Annotated in this window: 21 protein-coding genes and 1 riboswitch; of the genes, 6 read left to right on the forward strand and 15 right to left on the reverse strand. The window is 39.4% G+C overall.

The window, feature by feature from the left end; all coding sequences use genetic code 11:
* Window positions 1-15: 15 nt before the first annotated feature.
* Window positions 16-144: a hypothetical protein gene (locus LCM09_RS20695; RefSeq protein ID WP_263622833.1), complete on the forward strand. Its 129-nt coding sequence runs from the start codon at window positions 16-18 to the stop codon at window positions 142-144.
* A gap of 101 nt (window positions 145-245) precedes the next feature.
* Entirely contained in the window at window positions 246-1,031 is a 786-nt protein-coding gene (locus LCM09_RS06220) for an HAD hydrolase family protein (RefSeq protein WP_224879624.1), read from the forward strand.
* Window positions 1,032-1,057: 26 nt separating this feature from the next.
* Here LCM09_RS06220 and LCM09_RS06225 read toward each other — a convergent pair whose 3' ends face one another.
* The 6 genes from LCM09_RS06225 to LCM09_RS20700 all read right to left on the reverse strand — a co-directional run bounded on the left by LCM09_RS06225 (window position 1,058) and on the right by LCM09_RS20700 (window position 6,434).
* Window positions 1,058-2,050: a Gfo/Idh/MocA family protein gene (locus tag LCM09_RS06225; protein WP_224879626.1), complete on the reverse strand. Its 993-nt coding sequence runs from the start codon at window positions 2,048-2,050 to the stop codon at window positions 1,058-1,060.
* Window positions 2,051-2,265: 215 nt separating this feature from the next.
* Window positions 2,266-2,553: a hypothetical protein gene (locus LCM09_RS06230; RefSeq protein ID WP_224879628.1), complete on the reverse strand. Its 288-nt coding sequence runs from the start codon at window positions 2,551-2,553 to the stop codon at window positions 2,266-2,268.
* Window positions 2,554-2,724: 171 nt separating this feature from the next.
* Window positions 2,725-5,004, reverse strand: a complete 2,280-nt coding sequence (locus LCM09_RS06235; protein ID WP_224879630.1) for a cell wall-binding repeat-containing protein — start codon at window positions 5,002-5,004, stop codon at window positions 2,725-2,727.
* Between the two features lie 167 nt (window positions 5,005-5,171).
* Window positions 5,172-5,663: a VanZ family protein gene (locus LCM09_RS06240; protein ID WP_224879632.1), complete on the reverse strand. Its 492-nt coding sequence runs from the start codon at window positions 5,661-5,663 to the stop codon at window positions 5,172-5,174.
* A 59-nt stretch (window positions 5,664-5,722) separates the two neighbouring features.
* On the reverse strand, window positions 5,723-6,175 hold the full coding sequence (locus tag LCM09_RS06245) for an SRPBCC family protein (RefSeq protein ID WP_224879634.1): 453 nt from the start codon (window positions 6,173-6,175) through the stop codon (window positions 5,723-5,725).
* Window positions 6,176-6,299: 124 nt separating this feature from the next.
* Window positions 6,300-6,434, reverse strand: coding sequence for a hypothetical protein (locus tag LCM09_RS20700; protein WP_263622834.1), 135 nt, complete (start codon window positions 6,432-6,434; stop codon window positions 6,300-6,302).
* 173 nt (window positions 6,435-6,607) lie between these two features.
* Here LCM09_RS20700 and LCM09_RS06250 point away from each other — a divergent pair, with 173 nt between their 5' ends.
* The gene (locus LCM09_RS06250) at window positions 6,608-6,772 is read left to right on the forward strand and encodes a hypothetical protein (protein ID WP_224879636.1); all 165 of its coding nucleotides are present in this window, start codon (window positions 6,608-6,610) and stop codon (window positions 6,770-6,772) included.
* Here LCM09_RS06250 and LCM09_RS06255 read toward each other — a convergent pair.
* A complete protein-coding gene (locus LCM09_RS06255) occupies window positions 6,769-7,716 on the reverse strand; it encodes an arginase family protein (protein ID WP_224879638.1) in 948 nt (315 codons plus the stop codon). The two genes, LCM09_RS06250 and LCM09_RS06255, sit on opposite strands and share 4 nt — an antisense overlap.
* Window positions 7,717-7,896: 180 nt before the next feature.
* Window positions 7,897-7,987, forward strand: a riboswitch (cyclic di-GMP riboswitch).
* A 43-nt stretch (window positions 7,988-8,030) separates the two neighbouring features.
* Here LCM09_RS06255 and LCM09_RS06260 point away from each other — a divergent pair.
* Window positions 8,031-8,168, forward strand: coding sequence for a hypothetical protein (locus tag LCM09_RS06260; protein ID WP_224879641.1), 138 nt, complete (start codon window positions 8,031-8,033; stop codon window positions 8,166-8,168).
* A 105-nt stretch (window positions 8,169-8,273) separates the two neighbouring features.
* Here the strand turns inward: LCM09_RS06260 and LCM09_RS06265 are convergent, their stop codons facing one another.
* Both LCM09_RS06265 and LCM09_RS06270 read right to left on the reverse strand, forming a co-directional pair.
* A complete protein-coding gene (locus LCM09_RS06265; RefSeq protein ID WP_224879642.1) occupies window positions 8,274-8,687 on the reverse strand; it encodes a hypothetical protein in 414 nt (137 codons plus the stop codon).
* A 588-nt stretch (window positions 8,688-9,275) separates the two neighbouring features.
* Window positions 9,276-10,607 (reverse strand): UDP-glucose dehydrogenase family protein, encoded by a 1,332-nt coding sequence (locus LCM09_RS06270; protein ID WP_224879644.1) that lies wholly within the window; start codon window positions 10,605-10,607, stop codon window positions 9,276-9,278.
* 167 nt (window positions 10,608-10,774) lie between these two features.
* On the opposite strand from LCM09_RS06270, the gene LCM09_RS06275 reads away from it, so the two are divergent.
* The gene (locus LCM09_RS06275; protein WP_224879646.1) at window positions 10,775-11,272 is read left to right on the forward strand and encodes a VanZ family protein; all 498 of its coding nucleotides are present in this window, start codon (window positions 10,775-10,777) and stop codon (window positions 11,270-11,272) included.
* A 28-nt stretch (window positions 11,273-11,300) separates the two neighbouring features.
* Here the strand turns inward: LCM09_RS06275 and LCM09_RS06280 are convergent, their stop codons facing one another.
* The 5 genes from LCM09_RS06280 to LCM09_RS06300 form a co-directional block, all read right to left on the reverse strand.
* The gene (locus LCM09_RS06280; protein ID WP_224879647.1) at window positions 11,301-11,786 is read right to left on the reverse strand and encodes a helical membrane plugin domain-containing protein; all 486 of its coding nucleotides are present in this window, start codon (window positions 11,784-11,786) and stop codon (window positions 11,301-11,303) included.
* Window positions 11,770-14,736 (reverse strand): formate dehydrogenase subunit alpha, encoded by a 2,967-nt coding sequence (gene fdhF, locus LCM09_RS06285; RefSeq protein WP_224879649.1) that lies wholly within the window; start codon window positions 14,734-14,736, stop codon window positions 11,770-11,772. The genes LCM09_RS06280 and fdhF overlap by 17 nt, the downstream gene beginning before the upstream one ends.
* Window positions 14,737-14,921: 185 nt before the next feature.
* Window positions 14,922-15,788: a transglutaminase family protein gene (locus LCM09_RS06290; protein WP_224879652.1), complete on the reverse strand. Its 867-nt coding sequence runs from the start codon at window positions 15,786-15,788 to the stop codon at window positions 14,922-14,924.
* Window positions 15,785-16,750, reverse strand: coding sequence for an alpha-E domain-containing protein (locus tag LCM09_RS06295; protein ID WP_224879653.1), 966 nt, complete (start codon window positions 16,748-16,750; stop codon window positions 15,785-15,787). The genes LCM09_RS06290 and LCM09_RS06295 overlap by 4 nt, the downstream gene beginning before the upstream one ends.
* Window positions 16,751-16,770: 20 nt before the next feature.
* Window positions 16,771-18,216: a circularly permuted type 2 ATP-grasp protein gene (locus tag LCM09_RS06300; protein WP_224879655.1), complete on the reverse strand. Its 1,446-nt coding sequence runs from the start codon at window positions 18,214-18,216 to the stop codon at window positions 16,771-16,773.
* A gap of 246 nt (window positions 18,217-18,462) precedes the next feature.
* On the opposite strand from LCM09_RS06300, the gene LCM09_RS06305 reads away from it, so the two are divergent.
* Window positions 18,463-19,059 (forward strand): YdcF family protein, encoded by a 597-nt coding sequence (locus LCM09_RS06305; RefSeq protein WP_224879657.1) that lies wholly within the window; start codon window positions 18,463-18,465, stop codon window positions 19,057-19,059.
* Window positions 19,060-19,094: 35 nt separating this feature from the next.
* Here the strand turns inward: LCM09_RS06305 and LCM09_RS06310 are convergent, their stop codons facing one another.
* Window positions 19,095-22,463, reverse strand: a complete 3,369-nt coding sequence (locus LCM09_RS06310) for a hypothetical protein (protein ID WP_224879659.1) — start codon at window positions 22,461-22,463, stop codon at window positions 19,095-19,097.
* Window positions 22,464-22,598 lie beyond the last annotated feature (135 nt).

A 22,598-nucleotide genomic window follows, 5' to 3' on the forward strand; every position in this document is an offset into this window, starting at 1 on the left:
GGAAGAAAAATTATTATGAAAAAGTTTATCGTTAACATGCTGTTAGTCGCTAGTGTTGGTAGTATCGCTTTGATGAGTGATCACGATAGGGTGCCTGATTCTAAGGACCACACACCAGAAGTAAAAACTGAAGTAATCGCATAATTCAATCAACCTGACGCTCATTGCGTCAGGTTATTTATTTGCTCTACTTTTAGATTGGAAGCTATACTATAAATGATATCTATTCAAGGAGCGTGCTACTCATGGCATTTTATATGTTTGACGTTGATGGTGTTTTGACTGACGAAAATGCAAGACCAGATCACGATGCAGTTAAGCTAGTCGAAGATGTTGCGAAAGACGGTCATATCCTATCCTTCGTTACAGGGCGATCTCGTGAATGGCTTTCAGATAATTTGTTTCCTCTTTTCAATAACGACATCGATTGGTCTTCACTTTATTGTGTAGCAGAGCATGGCGCGATCAAAGGGCGAGGTACCGATATTTCGACTTGGAACTTGGACGATCAATTTGTTATTGCTGATAATGTGAAGGCATCGTTGTACGATGTGAGCAAGCAACCGGAATTTAATGACCTTATCGAGTGGGATCACACCAAAGAATCTATGGGAACGGTTGAAGCAGTTCACGGAGAACCTGGTGATCGAGAACATTTACAAAATACAAGAAAAGCCCTACAAGATTATGCTTCTAAAATCGAATCAATTTCGGAAGGCTCCGGGAACAAAACCGTCATATCTACTTACGGTGTTGATGTTATTCACCCTGATCTTTCTAAAAATGTTGGTGCAGAATGGATTATCGAAGAAATCTCGGGTGAGCAAATTAATGAAGTTTTCGTTTTTGGAGACAGCAGTGGCGACATGGTCATGGCAGTAACTGCACGTGAAAAGAAACTACAAGACATCACCTTTCATTGGGTCGGAGAAGGATCTGCACCTGAAGAGGACATGATCGAGACCGTATCAAGTTCAGCATCATTTTCAAGTGGAACGAAAGAACTATTAAAAAAGCACACTCGGTCGTAGTTGACCAAGTGTGCTTTTCGATTGATTTAACGAATAGGGATTGGACTTTGTTTTTCGAGTGAAGCGTATGATGCTTCGATAACCTTTAAGTTGTTTACTGTCAATTCACCTGAGTAAGAAGGTATTTTACGATTTTTCACGCTTTCTGCAAAATGCTCCACCATCAACGTGTACTGCTCTCCCTCTATTCGTTCGTGTCTGATTTCTCCAGAGCTATCAGTAACTTCGATTAACCCTTCAGCATGAGGGGCATCAGGACGATATGCGTATGGAACTTTTATGCTACCTTTTGTACCAAACACTTCATAGACGTTATTCATTTGGCGCTCAAAGCTGCAATCAAAGGATGCGGTCACACCGTTCGGAAATGTTAAGATGCCGTTTGCAGACAAGTCTACCCCAACGTTTTCAGGAACGTTTCCTTCAGCAAACACTCTTATCGGCTCACTTCCAAGAATAAGGCGAGCGGAATGAATACAGTAGCAGCCAACATCCCATATACTCCCTCCACCAAGCTCTTTGTTCAACCTTATATTTTCTGGACGATCACCAAGATAAAATGAAAATGTCGCGCGCATATGCTTTACTTCACCAATTTCTCCTGATGCGATAACGTCTCTTACTTTATTGTGCTGCGGATGGAATTGGTACATAAATGCTTCCATAAAAGTAACGCCATTTTCTTCGCAGACTTGTACCATTTCTTCAGCATCCTGAACGGTAATTGCCGCAGGCTTTTCACATAATACGTGCTTTCCTTTTCTTGCTGCTGCAATCGTCCACTTTTTATGAAGAGTGTTTGGAAGAGGAATATAAACAGCGTCGATCGTCTCGTCTTCAAGCATCGCTTCATAGCTGTCGTGATATCTTTCAATTTCCATTTCTTCAGCAAATGCTTTTGCTTTACCACTTCCACTAGCAACGCTCACTACTTGTACATCTTTCGCTCTTTTCATCGCTGGAATCAACGCTTTTCGAGCAATATTTGCAGTACCCATAATACCAAACCTAATCGTCATGCTATCCTCTCCTTTTCTCTATGTATCACACTTTTAGCTTAGCATAAGTAATCAGTAGCTCCATTCAATATGCCTGAAAAATTTTCCTTTATAGTACCCCCACCTAGATTATCTAGATACCGAAACATTAAGTAATCCCTTTAATCCCCCCTTTTGATTATAAGGAAAATTAAGAGCCGCTCTCCAATTGGAGAGCGGCTCTTTGAGTATTTTTCTTATTTAGAAAAACGTCTGATTACTTCGATTAACTCAGGACGAATATGCTTCTCAAGATCGCTGATTTGAGCTTCATAACGATACTTTTTTTCGATACGATGCTGATTTTTGCTGTTCTCAAGCATCCAGTGCAACCACTCATCGTCGCCTGTTTCATAAAAAGACTTGTCCTTGCTACGCTCATCATATAAATCAGATAACAATTGACCTAACTTTTTTTCAGGATGCTGTCGCCAATATGTTCTTAACGCATCACATAGAATTTCTATTTCCTGTTTATCGTGCATCGAATCACGTCCTTAGAGGTGAGACTATAATTTATTTGTTTGACTGTTTACTTTAGATTAGCATGTTGATTAACAAATATCTTCTAAAAAGCATAACACAGAAACACAAATATTACACTTTTGCTTTCTAAAAGGCAAACCCACCTTCTAATAAGAAAGTGGGTCACCTTTTTAATCTAAGCTTTTTTGAATAGTATCAACTGTTTGATTAGAAATGGCTCCCTTGCCACCAAGAAGGTAAACATTTGTCGAATGACTATTCTTTATCAAATATTCGTTTACTGATTGAGGTAACTTCCCTTGCTCTGTCAAAAGAACCGGTGCTTGCATAGCTGCCGCAAGTGATGAGCCAGGCAAAGCATCGATAAATACGTCCCCATTCGCAAAGAAAACGTTAGAAGCTGCAAAGTCATATGTTTTTGCAATTTCTACACTTGTTTCATAACGATCTTTTCCAGATACACGGTTGACTGTAAGTCCGTCTTTGTTTAATCCCTCTTCTATTGAAGTTGAGATGACGCCCTTCCCACCGATTAATGTGGCTTTTTTCACGTTAACGGTATGAAGATAATCTTCTGTTGAATCACTCAACTTATTCTGTGGTGTTAATAAAATCGGAACCTGGGAAGAAGCTGCATGTGAAGCGATGGAAAGTGCATCAGGAGAGGAATCACTGCCTGAAGCTAGTATTGCTTGATTATAGTTTCCTACTTCTTCAGCAACTTCAATGGCAGTTTCATAGCGGTCTTTTCCGCTAACGCGTTCAACTTCCTGTACAAAAGGCTTCCCTTTCAAAGCTTTCTCGATACTCTCAGAAACTGCACCAGTACCACCAAGAACATAAATCTTTTGAGGCTTCAAACGGTTTAACTCTTCTTCTACACGCTCATCAAGATGATCGGGCGGCGTTAGTAAAAGTGGTGCATTGTATTTTTTCGCTAATACACTTCCTGTTAATGCATCGATCGCTACATCTCCGCGCCCGATAACTGCAACATCAGATTGGTTTGCCCAACCGAATTGAGATACTGCAACACTTGTTCCATATCGATCTATGCCAGAAAGTCTTTTACTTGAAACCACAGTGCCCTCTTGAACTAATTTTGTACCAGTGTAGTAGAAATCAAGTATTTGATCGTACGTACGACCTTCCTTGGATTGCTGATATGCTCCATATTGACTCATTCCGATGCCATGTCCGAATCCGCTGCCATGCACGGTAAAGGAATTAGCTTTTTTATCGACATTCTTTACGTATGGTCCCATCATGATGGAAGTACCTACCATAAACCTGATGTTATACGATGTATCGTTAATCTCTTTTGTATGTTCTTTAATCTCCCCATTCTCCATCACGAACCCATCAGGTTTCTTAACGAAGTAGCTAAATGATAGACTACCTTTTAATACCTCATCAGACTTGAATGGAGGTAATGTGAATGAGAGGTCATTGATTTTTGTTATTTTAATCTCATCTTTAGAACTGAAGCCGTATTTGCTTACGAGTCTAGTTTTGATGTTTTTTATTTCTGTTGCATCCGTGTTTAGCTCTGAAACATTACTCCACCATGATTCAGGTTTTGTTAAATCTAATGCTGATGTGTCGATTTGCTCTTTCCCTAATGTATAACTCCACATATCGTTAGGGTTGGTGCTTCTCTCATCATATGGATCTACTTTTCCTTGAAGGTATGGTACTAATCCACTTCCCCAAGAATTTGTGTTAGATAGGACTCTTCCCCCATTACTAGAAGAGTAATAGGCACCGATGTAATTTAATTCACCTTTACTATTCGGGTGTTTCAAAACTTTCCCAGCCGTCTCATCTACAGCTCGATTCGTTGTAGAATACCAGTTCATCCCTTTATACACTTGACTCATTGTAGTATCAGTAAACGGATATCTGTCTGGATTTCTCTCTTGATTAATCATATCGACCTTAGCGAATGTTCGTGCTGCAACCGCCTGAGCTTTCAAAGCTTCTTGCCCACCTTGATCTCCCCAATAAGGCACCATTTCACTTGGAACGACACCTTTAAGATAGTCCTCCATCGGCAATGTGTTGATTGGTCGGATATAGTTACCTTCTACCTTCATCTCAATTACACCTAGATAGCTTTTATCCCCTAATTCTATGTAACTATCTTTTGCACCTGTTATGGTAGGAACCAATTTCAGACTATCGCCGAAATTACCAATCTTTGAGTTTCCTTTGTAAAGAACAACATCCCCAGACTCTGCTTTTACTTTGAATTGATTATCATCTTTACTTTGAATGTCAATGTCACTACCATCCACATGATAGCTACCATTAACGTTAAAGGAAACTTCTGTTTTGTTCTTAATAAAATTCACGAGCCGTACTGAAACTTGGTCCTCTGCTGCCTGAACATGTTGGACCGACAAAGACAGTGCGAAAATGCCAACTAAAAGTGAAGTGAAAAATTTCAAATCCCTTTCCCCCTAAGTAATTTGTCGGAAAATAGTTTTTTCCCTTTTACAACACTTTAGCATAAATTCGACATTTAGAATGGTAAAAATGACAAATCTTACATAAATAACACAAATATACCTATAAGGGAAATCCTTATAGGTTCTTTTTTACTATAAAAGTTTCTTTAACCAACCACTTTTCCGTTCATATGTGAACTACTTCTAGTTAACAAAATAGAAAGCATAAGATAAAAAGCAATTCCAGAAAAACCTCCCGCTCCATCAACAACTACATCCATGAGCAATGAACTTCTTTCCGGTAAGAAGGCTTGTACCATTTCGTCAATAGCAGCAAGCGCATATATACAAGCTATTACTAATGTGACTTTGAACATACGGGATTTCATCTGGATGAGTGCCATTAAGAAAAAGGATGCAAAACTATACATGAAGAAATGCCCTGATTTTCTTATCAGAAAGTAAAGCATACCTTCTTGTCCATTTCTCTCAATCGTTACTTCTAAATGGCCATATTGAATAACGGCAGGTAAATAATTATCGTAGTTGGGAAGTTGCTCCCCAAGAGGATAATGAAGGACGGCAGCAGTTATGATTGAAATACCAAGGAATATGTAGGTTAAAAACAACATTAGACATATATTAACTAAAATTCTCATGGTTTCTGCTTCACTCCCCCTTAGACCTTACGAGTATTGCCTGGAGGAGCAGCTGCTATTCAACTCGATTCAGCGATAGTCTTTAATGCTGTAGCCCTCTGTTGAAGAAAACGGTGCATATAGCGCTTTAAAAAAGCCACGTTTGCAATCTTTCCCGCTAGTCCGAAAGGAGCTTTATAAATAAATTGATCGATCATCAATGTTACCCCATCCATTTCTTCGAACCTGTGTGTATGTACAAATGAATGGAATGCTCCAGATACCATCTCATCTATAAAATAATCCGGTCTATTCATGGCTGTAATTTGAGCAGTTAACGTTTGCTTCACTCCTAAATGCTTGGCCTCCCACGTTACGAAGTCACCAACTTCTAATAACCCGCTTGTTACTCCGCCGACCGCTTTTTCATTTGTACCCCTTGTGCTTTTCATATGCACATCGACATCTCTAGCAAGATCAAAACACGTTTCAACCGGAGCTTCAATGAATGTTTCCAGATAAATTAAAGCCATTTTCCATCCACCTTTTTCTACTGTAATCCAATGAGTCATCTACTTTTTAGTGTGGTTAAGGGTCGAGAGAATCACTATGAATTCTCTCGCATTTTTTACCTATCTTCGGAGCAACTTGATACCTCTACTCTTCTAATTTTGGTGCTGTTACTTCTTTGTGTTCGCTTCTCTTATATTCTCCTTTTGGAGTTGGAAGGCTTTCAGTAGGAGTTTGATTATTTGTTACTGCTGCATTTCTTTGTGCTTTTCTTTTCTTCATATCGCTACCTCCTTTTGGTTGAGATTAGTTTAAGCTCACAAAACATTTTCATGTATAAAATTAAATTTTTATAATATTCAGCAATTATACCCAAAAACCTTTGTTAACGTTTCGAAAGTATAATATGAGGAGCTTTTTGCCATGAAATTATTTAACCAAAAGGGGGAAAGGTCATGAAGGATTCATTTATCATGCTTGCATCGCTTTCTGAAAGAAGATACAACGAGTTAGTGCTTGAATTTGAAGAAAAGCTTGACCGTAGTCTCTCAGAAAATGAAAGGGATTTCATTGAGTACTTAGTAGAACGTCAATTAACCGAACAGAAGTATATCATTTAATAGGTGTTTTTCGATTTACGCTCACAATATCCAGACAACAAGCTCAGCATAACATTCACACCGGGGGCTACTGCCTCTTCCCTTTCCAATGCCTCATCTTCGTAAACAAGTGTGAAACATCCAGTTTTTGAGGCAAGTCCAGATAGATATGCTGATTCCATTAATTCTCTACACATTATAGAATCGAATGATTGAGAGACCCTATCGACTACATTCATATTGACAGTGACGTAAATCATATCAACTTGATTACTCATCACTTCAATCACTTCTTTTATTGTCCTTGCAACCCCTTTTTTACGCATTTCTGGTAAGCGAGTATATGTCATTCCAGCCTGCACAGCTTCAATCATAAGGGATTTACAAGTAGTAAACCCATGTATACCGATGACATGCAAACTCTCTATGGTGTTCTCCCCGTTATCACTACATGCGAGTGAGTTGATCAGTTCTTTATTTAGATTATTACTATATTGCAACACACCTATTTTTTTATCTGGAGCAGATTTCTTTATCCCCTCAAGCAATGATCGATCAACTCCTCTATCGACTCCTAGACAGACTTGAAGAATATGAGAGTGATGACTTCTCATTTCATACATGACTTCCTCTATGACCTTACTCACATGATTCTCTTTCGGTTGCCTTATGTTCCCTATATCAGCAAAATAAATATCTTCCAAATCTACATTTTTCTCAAGATGATACGTTGTAACATCACGCCACGCGTTTCTGTAGTTACGTATGAAGTTATATGAGGAAGCGAACATGCTGTGCACTCTTGGTACGGGTATTCCTAGGAATATTGCATCGATCTTTCCCCAATCAATCGCTCCCGAACAGGGCAAGGTTTGCACCCACTCACTTACAAAAGACTTTCTATTCGTGTTTGCATTAGAAAAGATCATAGGTCTTTCAAGCATCGGATAAGGGTAACGTCCCATACGACCAATCCTCCTTAAAAAAGGTTGGGAAATAATTTTGGAAGAGAGAGTTTTATGAATTATAAAATAAAACAATTTTCCCAATATACAGGTCTATTGGATTAGGTTATACTATTGTTGTGGTCAAATTTCGACAAGATTTTATTTTTTTCAGGTCTTCACAGCAACCGTCATACAATCGTACGAGAAAGGCAAAACCACTGAAAAGTGGTGACGCAAAGCTAGAGGGACTTAATGGTATTGGCGTTCCGAAAGTCAGCCAGCTGCCGAACACATTCTCCAGTCGATTTGTGGCAATAAAGGGGGAGAAAGATATGAAAGGAACTTGGTCGACACCGGAAGAGATTCAATATAAGAAGGAACGAAAAGAAAAACTGATTTATATCCTCATACCAATCTCAGCTATTTGTATTGGTGCATTGATAGCATTGCTAACACAACTAACGTATTAACGCTGCGGGGCCTCAATTGACAGGCTCTTTTTATTTTATGTGAATGATCATTGATTACAACAATTAAACCATAAAAAAGAAGCTGACTATAGCAGCTTCACGACGTTACTTTGTAACAGACTGTTTCTGTATGGTTTTATATATATGTTTGATTCCCTTCAACACACCTCTTAGGATAAGATAGCCGCCAAACAACACGAAGAATCCTTGTAATCCAACAACGGCGTCATCGAATTCCATGTTTCCTCTACCCGTAATCTTTTGCTGAATCTCAATTGCAAATACGACGACTAATAACACTGTAAACGTATAGATAAATGAGATAGACGTAATACTCCATTTAGAAAGCAGTCTAAAAGCAAGTTGAACGAAGATAAACCCAAACATCCCTAAAATACCAATCACCCAAAAGTGTAAATCTTTATCAGTCGCCACAAATCCTAAACCGTAGACAACCTCAATAAGAAGATCGTGAAGCTCATTAACTATGGCAACGATTAATTTTATTAGCCCCTCCATTAGTCACGTTCCTTTTCATTTGTATGACTTTATTCTAGAGAGAAGGCAACTAGAAAAGCAAGGGTTTTTTTATGGTTATTTTTATGAGTTAAGTTCTTGATCATTAACTGGAATATCGGTCATATCCTCTCCACAATACGGGCAAATCCACTCACCATTTTGGTTACTACTATAGGAAGGTTTATCACAGTGGATACACTTTTTTTCTACCACCTTATCACCTCGCTCCCCCATGTCATTGAATCATTGTTACTTTTCCATATACTCACAATTATTTTACCAAAATACGGTAATATATCAAGAACAACCTTATGACATTATATTACAAAAATATATAAGAAACTGGTTAATTTCTACTGACTGGTTGTAGAGGAACCTTGACTTTTACTTTTGTGCTCCCGATACCAAGCAGAACTCTCCTTCCTATTGATATTAACTGGACAAAAACCACATTTCTATCAACTCTAGGTTGGTTTGTATAAATAATTTACATAACAATGTTGATTGGAGCGGAAATCACCACACCCAATAAAAAACAGAAAAAACTGTCGAGACTTTCTCGACAGCCTTGACAGGTCTGCTTTTCTCCTACTGATTCGTTGTTGGTCTCAATGAAGGGCTTATCATTGGTCTTCCGATCGATAGATAGGTTAGATCGTACTCAGAAACTTCCTCTAGGCTATAACAATTCCTACCATCGAAAACGAGTGGCACACTCATGAAACGTTCGTAAATAGCAAGATCAAGTGCTTTTATTTCTCCCCATTCCGTTATAATAAAAGCTGCATCAGCATTCGAAATTGCATCTTCTATCGTATTACAAAATACCACTTCTTCTGGCAAGAATGAACGAGCATGATCCATTGCCACTGGATCATATGCGTAAATATCTGCACCTTCATCTATAAGAGTATGAGCGATAGGAATCGAAGCTGCTTCACGCATATCATTCGTATTCGGTTTGAATGCTAGACCGAGAAGGGCAATTTTTTTATGTTTCAAATCCCCCATCACTTCTTTGGCTTTTTGGACAAGCTTCATTTGTTGAATATTATTCACTTCGATAACAGACTTAAGTAACTTAAAATCATGTCGATTGTTTCCAGCAATCTGGACAAGGGCTTTTGTATCCTTCGGGAAACAAGAGCCTCCGTATCCGATACCAGCGTTCAGAAATTCGTTGCCAATTCGATGATCTTTTCCCATTCCGGCCGCAACATCCTCGATGTTCGCCCCCACCTTTTCACATATGTTCGAGATGTCATTGATAAAACTAATCTTAGTTGCTAAAAAAGCATTAGACGCATATTTAATCATTTCTGCACTCTTGATGTCCGTCCGATAAATAGGAATGCCGAAGGGAAGGTTGATCGATTCTACGATGTCTCCCGCTTCTGGGTGGTCTGCACCAATAACGATACGATCACCGTTAAACGTGTCATAAACCGCTGATCCTTCTCGCAAGAACTCAGGATTAGAAACGATATGAACATCAAATTCGGAGGAGGATGGGGAGTGTATGATCTTCTGTATGCGCTCATTTGTCCCAACCGGTACGGTGCTTTTCGTTACAACAATTGCAGAATGAGTTAACGAACGGGCTATATCAAAGGCAGCTTGATCAATAAAACTAAGATCTGCTGTACCATCTGACAGTTGAGGAGTTCCGACAGCAATATAAATAACATCAGCATGTTCGATTCCAGTATGGTGGGACGTTGTAAAAACTAGACGGTTCTCATCTATATTCTTCTTCATAAGTTCTTCTAGTTTCGGCTCATATATAGGCGATTTCCCTTGAGACATCACTCTTACCTTCTCATCGTCTTTATCGATACAGATAACGTTGTGTCCAATTTCCGCAAGACTCACACCGGTAACTAGTCCAACATATCCAGTACCGATCACTGCAATATTCATAGTAAGGTCCTCCTCTACTACGTACTTGTATCTATTATAAGAATATTTTTGTGGTTTACCGTTTCGTTCTATCTAAACAAAACATTAATAATAATTTTACACCTCCCTATTATGCACGTTTTCCGATATGATTGTAATTAACGATCAAACAAGAAAGTGTGAAACGAATGATGTTCTTACAAAAGTGGCTTTGGCTTCTATTAGCATTGTTAATGATGACTATTCTCTTCATCTCTTCTAACACGCCTTACCAAAATCAAGACGTTAAACCTCTTTTTAGAGAGTGGGTTACAATTACGCAAGAAGATCTACCTCAAATTGAGTTTACTTATGATGGCGCTCTCGTTACACCATCACAGCCATATAACTATGTTGAGTTCTTTTTAAGAAAAAGTGCCCACGTCGTTTCGTTTGGGTTACTTGCGTTTTTTTGGATGATGTTCTTCAAAGGAAAATATTCCAAGCGTGTGGCACTCCTTTTGGGATTTGCGCTCGCACTTCTATACGCTTTGTTTGACGAATTTCATCAAAGCCTAATCCCAAATCGAACCGGTCATCTGATCGATGTCTTTATCCCTGATACTCTCGGAATCGTAATAGCCAGCTTTGCTTTTCTTATTATGGCTTCAATCAGCAAAAAAGAAAAAGCCGAAAAATCCTCCTAAAGGATTCTCCAGCTTTCTTCTTTTTAAGCTACATTCCTTGATCTTTCTCACTTCCCATCCCCTTTAAAAAGAGTAGAAGAATGGAAAGCGACCGATTGATTTCAGGATCTTTTAATGCCTTGATCAAATCAAGATAGCCTGTTTTATGGTGAACCTCTTCGTGTTCCGATACATTTTCAATCCCATTATTTAAGCGTTCCATCAATGGTTCAAGCTCTTTCACGTTAATTCTTCCTAGCGCTCCAACCAATAGCAATAGGTTTTTGATAGCCATCGTATTCTCTTTCGTACTGAGGAGATCAACGAGAACTTTAAGCACTCGATCCCCTTCCCCAAACATTCCATTCAAGACGGAGATCACGCCTCTGTCCTTCATATGTCCTACCACTTCAAGCGTTTCGAGCAAAGCTTCTTTATTATCGATGAGCGCATCTTCGATTTCCTTTAAGTCCTGTGCTCTTCTTTCTTCTTCTGACAGCTCAATTTTCTTAATCGACTTAATGGCTTTTGCCAAAACGGTTCGCCTCCTTCTTTACCATATCTCCAGGGAAGAGGTAGTCTTTTCTTGCCCATTTTCGTTCTACCTGTACACCTATTTGTGGCTGAGGGTTGCCGTATCGATGGTTAATTTTCGGAAGCGGAGACGATCCCTTGTCTTTTAAGATCTCCATTTTCGCTTTTACTTCTTTATATACTGGTGTGTCTGTATCTTTATCTGCATAGCTGCTCGTTAGTAAATTGATCGCACCTTCCCCAGAGTCATTCAATGGCACGTATATTTCTTTTCCTTGTACTCTGTCCGTTACGAGGCACTTCAGTTTTATCGCACCATATGGAGAAGAAAGTCTTACTAATGTGCCGTCCGTTATACCTCGCTCATCGGCTAACTCTGGAGAAACTTCTATGAACGATTCAGGAGTTTTCGCTTTTATGCCTTCGTTTTTGTATGTCATATTCCCTTCGTGGAAATGTTCAAGAAGGCGTCCATTGTTAACATGAAGGTCATACTCATCATCAAATTGTATAGGTTCAGTCCAGTCAATTGGGAACAGACGCGCTTTTCCATCTGGAAACGGAAAATCCTCTTGGAAAAGCAGCGGCGAATCTTTTCCATCAGCTGTCACTGGCCACTGCTGGCTATCATAACCTTCCAAGCGATCATAGGAGACACCAGCGAAAAGATCAGCTAATTGCACAGCTTCAGCCATGATATCTCTAGGATGAGAGTAGTTCCAGTCAGCTCCAAGTTCATTTGCGATCATCATGATGATCTTCCAATCTGGTTTAGAGTCTCCAAGCTCATCTAGCGCTTGATAAAGTCGTTGGATTCGTCGTTCTGTATTCGTAAAGGTCCCTTCTTTTTCGAGACTCGGGCTTGCTGGAAGAACCACATCTGCAAATTCCGCTGTTTTCGTTAAGAAAAGGTCTTGTACAACGAAGAAATCTAGTTTTTCAAAAGCATCATGTACATAGTTAAGGTTCGAATCTACAATTCCCATGTCTTCTCCTTTTAAGTACATACACTTAAGATTTCCATCGTGGATACTTTTGACCATTTCATGATTGTTGAGTCCAATCTCTTTAGGTAAAGGGCTTCCCCATGCTTTTTCGTATTTCTCTCGAACCTTTTCATCGGTTACTTCTTCATATCCTGGCATCATATTCGGCATGCTTCCGAAATCACTTGCACCCTGAACATTGTTATGTCCTCTAAGCGGGTAGGCACCCGTTCCTGGTTTACCGTAATTCCCTGTTACAAGTAGTAGATTCGATATAGCTGTACTCGTATCAGAACCACCGCTATGCTGCGTCACTCCCATAGCCCAAAGAGCAACCGTACTGTTTGAATGATGAATCATCGTCGCAATCTTGATTAGTTCTACTTGTGCAATTCCAGTCACTTCCTCAGCGTACTGCAACGTGAACGTTTCAAGACTTTCAATATAGTCGTCGAGGCCATTCACGCGACCTTTCAAAAATGCTTCATCTGCCCATCCTTCATCGATGATATATTTTGTAACGGCTGACAGCCATACGAGATCCGTTCCAGAAGAAGGACGAATGAAGAGGTCAGAACGCTCAGCCATTTCATGCTTTCTCAAGTCAGAAACGATAAGCTTTTGTCCATGAAGTTTATTTGATCGTTTCACACGGGTAGAGAGCACCGGGTGTGACTCTGAGGTATTAGAACCAATAACGATCACTAGTTCAGACATTTCAATATCTGTAATCGATCCAGAATCACCACCGTATCCAACAGTTCGGAATAACCCTTTCGTCGCTGGAGTTTGACAGTATCGTGAGCAATTATCGATGTTATTCGTCCCGATTACGCTTCTACCTAATTTTTGCATCAAATAGGATTCTTCGTTTGTACATTTTGAAGAGCTGATAAATGAAAGGGCATCAGGGCCGTGGGTTTCTTTTATGCTACTGAACTTGCTTGCGATCAATTTCACCGCTTCATCCCACTCTGCCTCTCGGAATGAATCTCCTTCTCGGATCAAAGGTTTCGTTAACCTTTCATCACTATTCACATAATCCCATCCGAACTTACCTTTAATACAGGTCGATATACCATTTGCAGGTGCTTCAGCTTGCGGCTCAACTTTCAGGATATCTCTTCCTTTAGTCCACACATCAAAACTACAGCCCACACCGCAATATGTACAAACGGTTTTGGTTTTCTTAATGCGGTTTTCTCGCATCGCTGACTCCATATCAGAGATGGCTAGAATCGAGTTATAGCCTGTTTCAACGTTCTTTGTTAATTCGATCATTGGGCGAAGAGTCCCATCTGGCATGCCTGTTAAGAAACCAGCTTCCCCTTCCATCCCTTTTTCCATCATGGCATTACAAGGGCACACCGTAGAACAATGACCACAAGAAACACAAGAAGATTCATTGATTGGAACATCGTTGTCCCAAATTACTCTTGGTCGTTCCCTCTCCCAATCGATCGTCAGTGTTTCAGTTACCTGGACATCCTGACATGCCTCGACACAACGACCACATAATATACATTGATCTGGATCATATCTATAAAATGCATTTGAATTGTCCACTTGCTCAGGTTTTGCATCGAAAGGTATGGCTTGGTGATCTTTCTTCATTTGTTTAACTGTATTATGGATTTCACATGTACCATTGTTGTAGTCACAAACGGTACAATAGAGCTCGTGGTTATAAAGAATCCGGTTCATTGCGATATCCTGCGCTTCTTTTACATGAGAAGCTGTGGTGTTTATGTTATCCCCTTTCGATAGACTTGTAGAGCAGCCCCTCACGATCTCACCATTTACCTCCACCATACATGTATCACATGTCTCGATCGCACCTAAACTTGGATGATAGCACACACTAGGTAAATCTAGCTCATTGGTATGTAATACTTCTAAAACACTTTTACTCTTTTCTACTACCGTACTTACGCCATTAATCGTAACCTGAATGGTTTCAGACAATATTTTTCACCCCTGTTTCGTTCATAGGAAACCTATTCCTATATACCCTTTTAGTAGCAATGGTAGACTAATTTTCAGAAAACGGTTAAGTCTTATATGACTTCACCATTCTTTAAAAGTATTCGAAATTCCTCCCGACTCGCTACTAATTCCAAATTAAACGCTAAAAAAAGCGAGTAGCGAAACTATCCGCTTACCCGCTCTTCTAAATTTTTCACGCTAACACTTACACCAAGTGTATGCGCTCCGCCAATATAGACACCTTTTAATGGGGAAATATCGCTATAATCTCGCCCTACAGCAATTCGTATATGCTGTTCGCTAGCAATCGTATTGTTTGTAGGATCTAAACCAATCCAACCTATGCCCGGAAGTTTCACCTCAAGCCAAGCGTGCGTTGCAGCATCTCCACGAAACGCAGAATTTTCACCTATATAGATATACCCGCTGACATAACGAGCTGGTATTCCACGGTAGCGACAAAGCGCTAGCATTAAGTGAGTGAAGTCCTGACACACTCCGGTTCTTTGATACAATACTTCCTCAGCGGTTGTCAGGACATTTGTAGCACCTGATACATAAGTCATCGTATTGTAGATATGCTCATTAAGGTTAACCACGAAGTCTAATTCATCACGAGACTGTGCCCAAAGTTCATTCGTTTCTTGCTTCATCAATTCTTCAGAAATAATTGTATAATCTCGATCTACTAAGTACTCTGCGTATGCTTGTTTAAAAGCATGCGACTTCAGCTCTTGCTTTTGCTCTGAAGTTAACACCAGAGTTGAGTCAATTTCTGTTGGCCTCGTTTCCACTTTTGAGACAGTTTCGATAGATAGGTTATGATGTTCTCCCCAAAGATAGAAGGTTTCCACGTAATTTCCCCAGTAATCAACATGACCATAAGTTGGACTAGCTGGATCAATAGTCGCTGAATAAGATTCAAGAGACTGCATCTCATCATGAAGCGGTCGTAACCTGAACTGATTGATGCTTTGTCTCACTGGACGTTCATACTCATAGCTGCTGGTTTGAGTAACTTCAAATTTCATGGTATCGCTACTTCCCCTAAATAGTATGTTCTTGTAATATAGTGACCGACGGTACTACATCTGCGCTGAAAACTTTGAAGAAATGCATGTGCGTCTTGATAGAGTACTTCCTCGATTGTAAAATCTATTAAATCGTTTGCTAGGTACTCGAGTTCTTTTGCAAGTGACTCAGAGTAGTGCTCCACTTCCCCCTCTTCGAGAGCAACAAATGCATTTCGAACCTTTTGAATGCAATAGATCATAGAGCGTGGGAAATCGATATTAAGAATAAAGAACTCTGCAACATCCTTTGCTTTAATCAAGGGACGGTACATTTTTATATACGCTTCATGTCCACTTACGGATTGAAGAACAGACCACCAGTGATGATATTCAACAATTTCTTTATTTTGATACTGATCTAAATCTTTATGATAGAAAACATCAAGAATGCGAGCTGTTTTCTCTGCTCTTTCTAGATGTTTCCCCATATCCATAAACAAGTAAGCATCTCCTCGAGGCATTGTCGCTTCCACAATACCCTGGAAGAATAGGGATTCTTTTTTGACTGTTTCACAAAATTCATTGACCTCATCCATCGCCCAAACTGATTTGCTAAAGCTCATTAACTTTAAATAGAATGAATTGATGCTTTCCCATAATTCGTTAGGGATAATTTCGCGGACGGCTCTTGCATTTTCTCTTGCAACCGTAATAGCGTTCAGTATTGAATTTGGATTTTTCATAGAAAACATCAAAAATTCTACAACGCTTCGGTCATCACACCGATCATAATTTTCATTGAAAATTTGCTCATAACCACCAATTTCGATGAGCTCATACCAGTTTTGGTTATTTTCTTCTATTGGATTTGCGTTTTCAAGACGACTCGTTAACTTTACAGCTATCAATCTAGCATTGTTTTCGGCTCTTTCAACGTTACGCGACAACCAATATAATGAATCAGCGACCCTACTTAACATCCTCAGCACTCCTTTCTTTTCTATACGTTAACAGGCGATTCCTCAAGCACCCATGTGTCTTTCGCTCCTCCACCTTGCGAGGAATTCACGACAAGAGAACCTTCCTTTAAAGCAACACGCGTTAGACCACCAGGGAATACGTGAGTTTTCTCTCCGCCGAAAATGAATACTCGAAGGTCGATGTGACATGCAGCAAAACGGTCACCTTTAAATGCGGGGAGTCTTGATAACTTAATCGTTGGCTGCGCTATGAATTCTGAAGGGTTCTTCAAAATTTGCTTTCGGTAAGCTTCTATTTCCTCTTCAGACGCATGTGGTCCGATTAACATGTTGTATCCACCGGAAGCATTCGTATGCTTCACAACAAGCTCAGACAAGTGGTCAAGAACGTACTCCAACTGATCTTCATATCTTAACAAATACGTTTTCACATTTTTCACAAGAGGTTCTTCATTAAGATAATAGCGAATCATATCTGGAACAAAATGATAGATTGCCTTATCGTCAGCAACGCCATTTCCAATGCCATTGATAATGGATACATTACCCGCTCGATAAGCATCAACAAGACCTGGTACACCAAGAAGTGAGTCTTCTCTAAACTCTAATGGATCAAGGAATTCATCGTCTATTCTTCTGTAGATCACGTCTACTTGTTTTAGACCTCTTGCAGTTTTCATAAATACTTCTCGATCTCGTACAACAAGGTCTCTACCTTCTACAAGCTCAACGCCAGATCTTTGGGCAATATAGCTATGGTCGTAATAAGCCGAATTATGGATACCAGGAGTTAGTAGGACAATAGTAGGGTTACTTTTATTCTGTGGTGCAAGAGAAGCCATTGAAGAGTGAAGGTATGAAAATTGCTGTTCAAGAGACTGTACTGAATATTGATTAAAGAATTCAGGATAGACTTTCCTCATCACGTAGCGATTTTGAAAGACATACGATAACCCTGAAGGATTCCTAAGATTATCTTCGAGAACGCGATACTCTCCGGTATCATCGCGAATTAAATCGATACCCGCCATAAATATATGTTGTCTTCTTGGTAGGTCAATGCCTGCAACCTGCTCAAAAAAATGCTGGCAATTCACAATGAGATCACGTGGAATGACGCCATCTTTTAAAATTTGTTGTTCATGGTACACGTCATCAAGAAATGCATTGAGCGCATCAAAACGCTGCATCAACCCACGTTCAAGCTCAGCCCATTCATCTGGAGGAATGATTTTCGGGACAAAATCAAACGGCATCGTTCGTTCCATTCCTTCATTCTCACTGTAAACTGTAAAGGTAATACCTTGCCTTAGAAAGTCACTCTGAGCAAGTTCATACCTCTCCTGCAGATCTCTTGAATCAACTACATTCAACCTTTCATGAAAAGGTCTGCAATAATCTCTAGGAAGGCGGTCCTTTTGAAGCATCTCATCAAAAAATTCACCAAGTTTGTATGAATTAAACACGATCCCTCTTCCTCCTTTTATGTATGATTAATAAATTACCCATAATTCTTACTTTTCTAACAAATTTCGTTATCATATAGTCTATCTCCTTTAATTGATAGTAGAAAAGGATGGTTTTTTTCAGAAATTTACAATTGTAACCGTTACTATTCACTTCTAAATCGTTTTAAACATAGACTAGTACAGGCTAAAAAAGTGATTCTTAATGAGACCGTTGATATTTATTCAACAGTGAGGTGAATAAACGTGCGTTTATCAGAGATGGATCCTGAACTTCTTACAAGAAACCAAATAACATCTCTTCTGTTCGATGGTTTAGAAGATGATGGCAAGAACGGTGATTGTATTCTAGTATTTGGAGCAAGGAGCCTATTACGTGTTGAGAAAGCAGCTGAATTATATAGTGAGAAACGAGCTCCAACGATTCTCGTTTCAGGTTCAGGTGCGAGATGGGGAGACGAAGAAATTCCTGAGGCTGTCTGGATGAGAGATCAATTGATGGAACGCGGAGTTCCTTCGGAAGATATTTTGCTAGAGATCAAGGCTGAAAACACTACTGAAAACGTGGTCGCTTCCATGTTGGTTCTTCAACAGACATTTGGATTACATGCCATCAACAGGTTATTAATTGTGAGCTCTCCCTTTCATATGAAACGATGTCTCCTAACTCTAAAAACATACATGCCAGAAAGAATAGAATACACGCTCTGTGCCGATAATCGAAAAGTAGGACAGCGTACAAATTGGTGGACTGACCCCGGTGAAAAAGCTAATGTAGTAAAGGAAGTTAAATCTATTAACAAGTATGCGAAACTGGGAATTTTAAGAGATGAAGAATTGTAAAAAAAGAGGGGGCAGCGAGCCTGCCCCCTCTTTCATCATTTCCATTCCTTCCATTTTCTCAATAATTGTTCTTTCTTCACTTGTAGAATCGTGCTTCCTTTATCATCTTTTTTCTGCTTCTGCCATTCGTAAAAGCTTGCAACTCCGATAAGCGTAAACCCAGAGATCAATAAGTAAGCCCACCACGGCATGTTCCCCCAATATGGGCGAGTTTGAATAAAGACGTTCAATATAAGAACACTGATTCCGATTAAGAAATAAGATTTAATCCTGTAATAGAAACCGCCTAGAATCGATGCGAGAGATAATCCTCCTGCGATAAGAGCATCATAGATCATATTGCTCATGATAGCATCTGTCACAAGAATGGCTGCAATGATCGCCACTACACCGAACTCTATCCATTTCACAGCTCGCTCTTCATGCTTCCATGTACCTTTTGCGAGATAGATCGTGACACCTAACCATGGAAGAACATAAACTTCTGTTACAAGATACTGATTGATCTCCACATGATGAAGAAGCGTATAGTAAGGGATTAGCATACTTACAGCGGTCAAGCTTTTCACAATTCGCTTCGGAGCACCCCCTGGCACCCTATTTATCTGACATGCTAGTAAAATAACGATGAAGAGACTAGGCAGTTCTTCTGCCCATAGTGAGGCGTCATAATAGTAATTTAACGGCAGAACTAGCATCAGCGCAGCAAATGAATACCAATCGATATGGTTATTCAGCACTTCTGTTGATTGAAACGCGTATAGCTGTTTATGAATGAAGAGTCCTGAACAAAGCAGTACCGTTCCTACAAGTACATTGAGTACGACCGTCATTTCAATGAATTCGAAAGGTAGAAGCTGAACACATATGAGTACAAACAACAAAGGAATGATACTAAATAACTGCCACCTAGACTTATGCATGATATACAGAAGTACACCTATATAGCAGATTGCGATACTAAAAGATAAAGCAGTCAATGTGTTCTCCAAAGTAAATGGTACTAACCCGAGTACAGAAAAAGGTACGACATACCATTTGATCCGATCCTTCCATTTCGGATTCAACAAAAACCAAAGCACAACCATCACAACACTTGAGGCGAACCCTGTATAGAGGTAGGCATTATTAAACTGATAGAAATCTACGAGAGAAGTGTATAGAAACGGCAGAATGGAAAAGCCAGCATAAAGGAATGCCCGAACCTCCCATTCCCTCGTACGCGTGACAACACTATATAAATAGATCAGTAGTGCCGCTACATATAATATTGGTACATTTGAATATTCCCCGACTGTAAAAAACAAAGCAAAAGGCAAGTAAATATGAGCCAAATAAAAATAAGACTTTTGTACAAATTCGCTTTTTCTAGTGATAAAGTCCCCTATTACAATCAACACGATACTACCAGGAATCCATTGGAAGATTCCCTGAACTGGAAAAGCTGCAGCAGTAGAAACATAAGCCCCCAGAGTAAATAAACTAACAAGAATCCAAACCGTTTCCTCTGCCGATTTTTTAATAAGTAGAATCAAAAAGAGTATAGCTCCTAAAAGCAGGCCAGTTCTCGTGTATAACGCATTAACTGGATAGACAAGAAGTAGCAGAAGACCGATTGTATATGCAACCTGAGCCGTCCAAAAGAATGCCCCTCTAAGGCTCATCCTGTCCTTCCATACGTAGGAAATCCCCATAAGCATGAACGCAGTTGCACCTATATGAAACGGTGCACCTAGCTCATCTCGATAAAAGCTAGCTTCAGCAAAAGAAGGATAGAGAACAAGGAATGCGAACGCCCATGCTACAGGATTGCCTACACTAGCTGCCTCTCTGATCCATTCTCTTTCACCTTTAGAAGTAAGTGTCAAAAAGACAATGCCTATGATTCCCAACATGACACTATCTAGAATCCATTTTTCAGCAGCTATTCCAATTAAGACAGCTAGAGTCATCGGTCCAAATGATAGAAACATCGATCCAGATCTGATAACCGTTGTGAACTTCCACTTGTTCCAATAAAAGCCTAGAAAGTATAAAACGAAACCAATTAGGAAGAAGTGAAGCATCACGATCGTTACGTTCACATCGTCATATATTAAGTTCAATGGATACAGCCCTGCCGCTAATAGAAAGAGAGGAGCTAGAAAACCAAAGAGCTTCATTTTAGATAGATTCGCAAGGTATATATAGTTGATGCTAATCAAAACGTACCCTGCAACAAGTAGCCATGATGGATCATCGAACCGCAGCAGTAACCCCTTATAACTAATGAAAAGAAAGGCACATATAGAAATAATTCCACTCGTAAACTGAAACGCCCGTTTCATATAGAGTTGTTCAAATTTCTCGAGCATTTGAAGTCCTATGAATAGAAATCCGATCAGCGAGTAAAGGAAAACATCTAATGATTCGAGAGCAGAATTCTCGATTAACTGATAGATGCCGTATATGAAAAGAAGTGTGAATACAAAATGATACTCTTTTTGTTTGCCTACATATACCATTGTTAAATAAAGAGTTGACGTTATAATAATGTTAAAACTATAAAAAACGGCGTGATCGTAAAAGAAAAGCATCAATATCGTGGATAACACTAGATTTCCCTGAAGATAAAGCGGTAGCTCTTTAATAAATATGTGATTCCCCGTTACTCTTCTAGACTTTACATACGCAATGATTAGTAGTCCATTAAATAATACGATGCCAAAAAAGAAAGCATCGATACTCGGATTAAATAGCTGAACAAAAAATGAGGCTCCGATTGTAAGGCCGACGAAAGATAACCATACAAATAATCTCGAGTTTCTCTTTATTGCATGATAACTATACAAAGGTAAGCACATGAGAGTTCCGAGTAAACCAAGCACGTATTTGCCTTCTCCACTTATTGACAACCATGGTCCAAATAACTGAAAGTATCCAGCTGAGATAATGATGATCGGTAGAAATAGGCTTCCTAGAACTAAGAAAGCAAATGCTGTTTTTCCGATTTTAAGCTTATGTTCACTTAGCCAGCTAATGCCAAAGAAAAGGAACGATACAGTAGCAATTAAAGCTGTTTTTAGTGTTGAAGTAAGAACATCCCAGGTACTAGTCGCAAGTACGAGGCCGCCTAACAAAAGGAGTACAACGCCAATAATAAGGATCCAAGTGAGGTTTCGATCACGGAGTTCTTGAGTAGATTTTACCTTTTTCGCTTTTTTCTTTTCTATCGTTTTTGCTGCTTTTTTTTCTTCCAGAACTGCATTAGCTTGTGTCATATCCATTTGCTGTTCAACTTCTGACTCTAATAGACGTGAATAAGCAGCTGATACTTGATCGTAAGTACTTTTAGAAATAAAATCCCTTTGCCTTAGCTTGGTTAATTCTTCTCTAAAAGTAGCTTCATTCTCCTTTCCATTCATTCTCTCCCCCCTACTTCCGTATTTTTCCTTTATAATAATTCTATTTACTCACACCTTTTTTTATTTCGCAATAGTCAAAAAACAAAACCAATCTAGCTTCTAGAACTATCAGATATGCTCTTCAGATTGACGTTT

The organism is Guptibacillus algicola, assembly GCF_020171805.1.
Lineage (GTDB): Bacteria > Bacillota > Bacilli > Bacillales > Guptibacillaceae > Guptibacillus > Guptibacillus algicola.